This window comes from Flavobacterium bizetiae (genome assembly GCF_902804475.1).
GTDB classification, from domain to species: domain Bacteria; phylum Bacteroidota; class Bacteroidia; order Flavobacteriales; family Flavobacteriaceae; genus Flavobacterium; species Flavobacterium bizetiae.
This window is the reverse complement of sequence record NZ_CADCSU010000221.1, coordinates 1-3,849: the sequence shown is the minus strand read 5'-3', so window position 1 is coordinate 3,849 and position 3,849 is coordinate 1. Positions and strand designations below refer to the sequence as shown.

Here is a 3,849-nt window from a genome sequence, read left to right as displayed (position 1 = left end):
TTTATATTCCTTATAACCTTTAGATGCTGTCATAAATTCTCCTATAAAAAGAATTTCAAATATAAACGCCATAAAAATTATAAAAAAACTAAATATTACAATAATAGCTGCCAGCGTTTTATTTGATTTCCAGTAAATTCCAGATGATAAAAAAAGGGAAGCCATCACCATACTTACTATTAAAACAATTAAGCATCTTACATAAATCAGAATGTAAAAGAGAATAGGCTGATCGATTACACATGGATCCTGTCGAAAAATGCCTGCCGATACAATCGCAATAAATATTACAATAAAAACATTCCAGTAAAACGCAAATTTCCAGAACTTTTGTAAACGCCTAGCTTTCAAAACATCAATTTCGTTTTCTATAGAATATTCTTTCTTTGAAAATAAATACCAAGTCGAAACTACAAGACTAACACCGAAAAAAAGCATTGGAAGAACAAACCCATATGTAAATTCATAAGGATGCAAATATCGGATTTTAAGTATTTTTTGATGTTGAAGATTAAAGAGTAAAAAAATACCCAATAAAAAAACGAGAATAAACTGAAGCAATATTACACTTCTGAAGAATTTGGTTTTATTATCCATAATAAGGAAAACAGTTCTATAGGATTTTAACCAAAACTATTAAAAATAAATTAACATTTTGATAATTAATCAGAATTATTAGCTAAAAGACAGCTCTTCTTTTAAGTTTAATGATTCAAAATCTATAACCACATGACTAACAAGATAATTATAAATAAAAATCTTTTGTCAAAGCTTAAAACTCTGACAAAAGATTACGAGCCACAATAACAAAATCAATCCTTTTTATGTTGTTCTGTATAGTTTTGATTTCCTTTAAGAGCTTCGTCGTGTACATTCATTCCGTTTGACATTCCGAGCATAAAAGCGGTTATTATTACTATGAATTTTCTTTTTATCCAATGAAGTGGTCGCTTAGATGTCTCTAAACGTGTTTTATTTTTATGTTTATACATTTTGTAAATGATAAATGATTAGACATTATTTTATCATCGTATGCGTTGAAGCGCATAAAAGCTTAGAGAAATAATTCTTTAAGCGTTGTATAAACTTTTATATAAATGTTTTGAATTGATTACCTCATTTACAAATACTGATTGATTTATAAATGAAGTCAGATTTTGATAAAGAAGTTTCTGAAATTGTAATACTACCTTAATTTGAAAACTAAAAATTGATTTTAATTGAAGATAAATTACAGGAATTAAAAACGAGGTTTTCTTTGTCGATTTTAACGATTTGAAAATATAAAACCAAGAATTTGCAAAATCTAATTCGCTTCTTAAAACAACAAACGAAGACTGATAATAATCTGCTGATTTTGATTGAGAATCTAAAGTACCATCGCTCGCAATCATGGCAAAAACCAGAAAGAGTGAGAGAAGATATTTTAGATGTTTATTCAATCGATTTGTGTTGGATTATTATCTTTTAGCTGAACGAAAGTACAAATTAAAACAAACCCTACAATTTTGTAAACTCTTTTTGTTTAGTATCTCCTTTTTCAATTTCCGTTCTGTAAAGCAACAATCCCAATCCCACAACAAAAAACACACAACTCAACAACATATAAATTCCGTTTTTTAAAATAAAAAAAGAAAAACCTATCGACACAGCGCCAACAATAACCATCGCAGCACTTATAGTATTTGTTTTGAAAAAGTTCAGGGCATGAATAGCCAAACCAATAAAAAGCAAAGACGGACCGATAATAACAAACGGATATAAAATAGAAGGCGTATTACTGATTTGACTGCTTAAAGCTTCTTTAGCCGCTTCGTTATTACCAAAACTCCACATTATAAAATCGATTGTACAAAGCCCAATATGCGCAATAACTCCTAAAGCCGTGACAATCGAAGCAATAAAATTTAATTTGTTTTTAGGAAACACATCATTAAACGATAATAAAAAACAAGCACCGATTAAATTAAACCAATGTGCAAAATCGATTGGTATTTGAAAGTCCGGTAAAACTTTTGAAAAGAATAGATAACTGATCAGGAAAAATAATAATCCGAGAAGGCAAAGTTGTTTTGTTGTCATAATTAATTTTTTAAATTGATGAGACAAAACTAATATTGAGATCTTTCTTAACCGTCTGTTTTATTGACTTTGGTACAAAACTATCGGTTTTAGGTATGAAATTATAATGCTAACAAAACTTCTTTGTAGCTTTTAGAAACCGGAAGTTCTATTTGAGTTAAAACAATGGTATTTTGGTTTCTCCAGGATTTAAAATGCATCGGATTTATAATATGCGAACGATGTATCTGAACTAAAAAAGGAAAAGCTTCCTGCACTTTTTTAAGCGAAGAACGTATCAATTTCGAAACGAGTTTATCGTTTTCGATATAAAAAATCTCAACATAATTTTGAGCGTTTGAAATACAAACCAAATCTTCTTTTTTAATTTTTAAAACATCTAATTTATTTTCTCCCCTAAAAGTCAAAACATCTTCTTGTATTGGAATTAGCTTAATTAAATATCTTCTGGCGAGAATAATTACGGGAGTTAGAATTAAAGCGACTTTGATAAAAATGATAGAAAAGAATTCTGAAAAAGTATATCCGCCATTTAAAATTGGGCTTTTATAATAAGTGTAAACTCCAATGAAATAAATCAAATGAAATAAAAATATACTTGTAATCTCTAAACCGATATTCCATTTTGATATTCTTTTATAAAGGTTTCTTTGAAGAATCGTCAAAAGACCATAACATAAAAAAGCTATAACACTAAAACCAAAACTTATTAAAAACCAGGCTCTAAAATTGATAGTTCCGTCATCGAAAGGTTTTATAATGAAAGCAAAAACAAAAAGCCATAAAGCGATAAGCAAACCTACTATCAGATTGTGTTTTACGGATATATTGAGTTGTTTCATTTTTTTATGGAAAGTTTTTATTTGTCAATTTAAGAGACCTAACAGGTTTTAAAAACCTATCAGGTCTTTCAGGGCTGTATTTCGATTACTTATAAATCGTAAACTTATTATGACTCAAAGTAAAACCGAGGCTTTCGTATTTCGCGACATTTTCTACACGTTTTTTATTGGTTGTAACTTCAATACTTTTTAAATTATTTTCTTCTGCAAAATCTTTAATTTCATTTATCAGTAAACGACCAACGCCTTGACCACGATACTTTTCATGAATAAAAAACTCCTGAATTTCACCTACTAATCCGCAATGATGAAGGAGGTTTTGTGTATGAAAGCTAATAAAACCTAAAGCTTCAATTTCGTTCTCGGCTATTAAATATAAATTTTTAGGATTTGAAATGTTTTCATTGAAAATGGCTTCAAAAATTTCAAAATCTAAAACTTCATTTTCGAGTTCGCAAATTGCTTTGTAAACGAAGTCTAAGTCTTGTTTTTGGATTTTTCTGATTTCTACTTTTGAATTCATCGCTTTACTGTTTCATATATATCTTAAATTAATTTAACTTTTTAGACATATTTATCCACCCATTCCATTTACAGCTCTCATCATAAAATTCTTTTTCTTTCTTCCCGGCTTTGACAACATAATGATCTGATGTAGTACAGCTTCCATATTTTATAAGTTCTAATTCACATTCCATCTTTATTAAAGCTTCTAATTGCTCTTTACTTAGTTTTTTAGATTGTCCTTTAATCTCAGCATAATATACTTTTCCTTTTTTAGTAATAATCACACTCTCTTTTGCCGAATGAAAACAACCTAAACTTTCAAAATAAAATTCTACTTTTTGGTTTTCTCCCAGATTAATAATAAATGATTTATTTATCAAATCTCTATAATTAGAATAATCCGGGTATATAGAAATAT

The 3,849-nt window shown here is 28.4% G+C and carries 7 protein-coding genes; all 7 read right to left on the bottom strand.

The annotated features are described in order from the left end of the window. Window positions 1-597: hypothetical protein (locus tag FLACOL7796_RS24260; protein WP_173973339.1), on the bottom strand; the 597-nt coding region annotated here is incomplete at its 3' end. Window positions 598-812: 215 nt separating this feature from the next. Further along, window positions 813-992 (bottom strand): hypothetical protein, encoded by a 180-nt coding sequence (locus FLACOL7796_RS24255; protein ID WP_173973338.1) that lies wholly within the window; start codon window positions 990-992, stop codon window positions 813-815. Window positions 993-1,070: 78 nt separating this feature from the next. Next, on the bottom strand, window positions 1,071-1,442 hold the full coding sequence (locus FLACOL7796_RS24250) for a hypothetical protein (RefSeq protein WP_173973337.1): 372 nt from the start codon (window positions 1,440-1,442) through the stop codon (window positions 1,071-1,073). A gap of 58 nt (window positions 1,443-1,500) precedes the next feature. Continuing rightward, window positions 1,501-2,082 (bottom strand): hypothetical protein, encoded by a 582-nt coding sequence (locus FLACOL7796_RS24245; protein WP_173973336.1) that lies wholly within the window; start codon window positions 2,080-2,082, stop codon window positions 1,501-1,503. Window positions 2,083-2,183: 101 nt separating this feature from the next. Continuing rightward, window positions 2,184-2,924 (bottom strand): LytTR family DNA-binding domain-containing protein, encoded by a 741-nt coding sequence (locus FLACOL7796_RS24240; RefSeq protein WP_173973335.1) that lies wholly within the window; start codon window positions 2,922-2,924, stop codon window positions 2,184-2,186. An 85-nt stretch (window positions 2,925-3,009) separates the two neighbouring features. Continuing rightward, a complete protein-coding gene (locus FLACOL7796_RS24235) occupies window positions 3,010-3,447 on the bottom strand; it encodes a GNAT family N-acetyltransferase (RefSeq protein ID WP_173973334.1) in 438 nt (145 codons plus the stop codon). A gap of 28 nt (window positions 3,448-3,475) precedes the next feature. Continuing rightward, window positions 3,476-3,849: hypothetical protein (locus FLACOL7796_RS24230; protein WP_232067446.1), on the bottom strand; the 374-nt coding region annotated here is incomplete at its 5' end.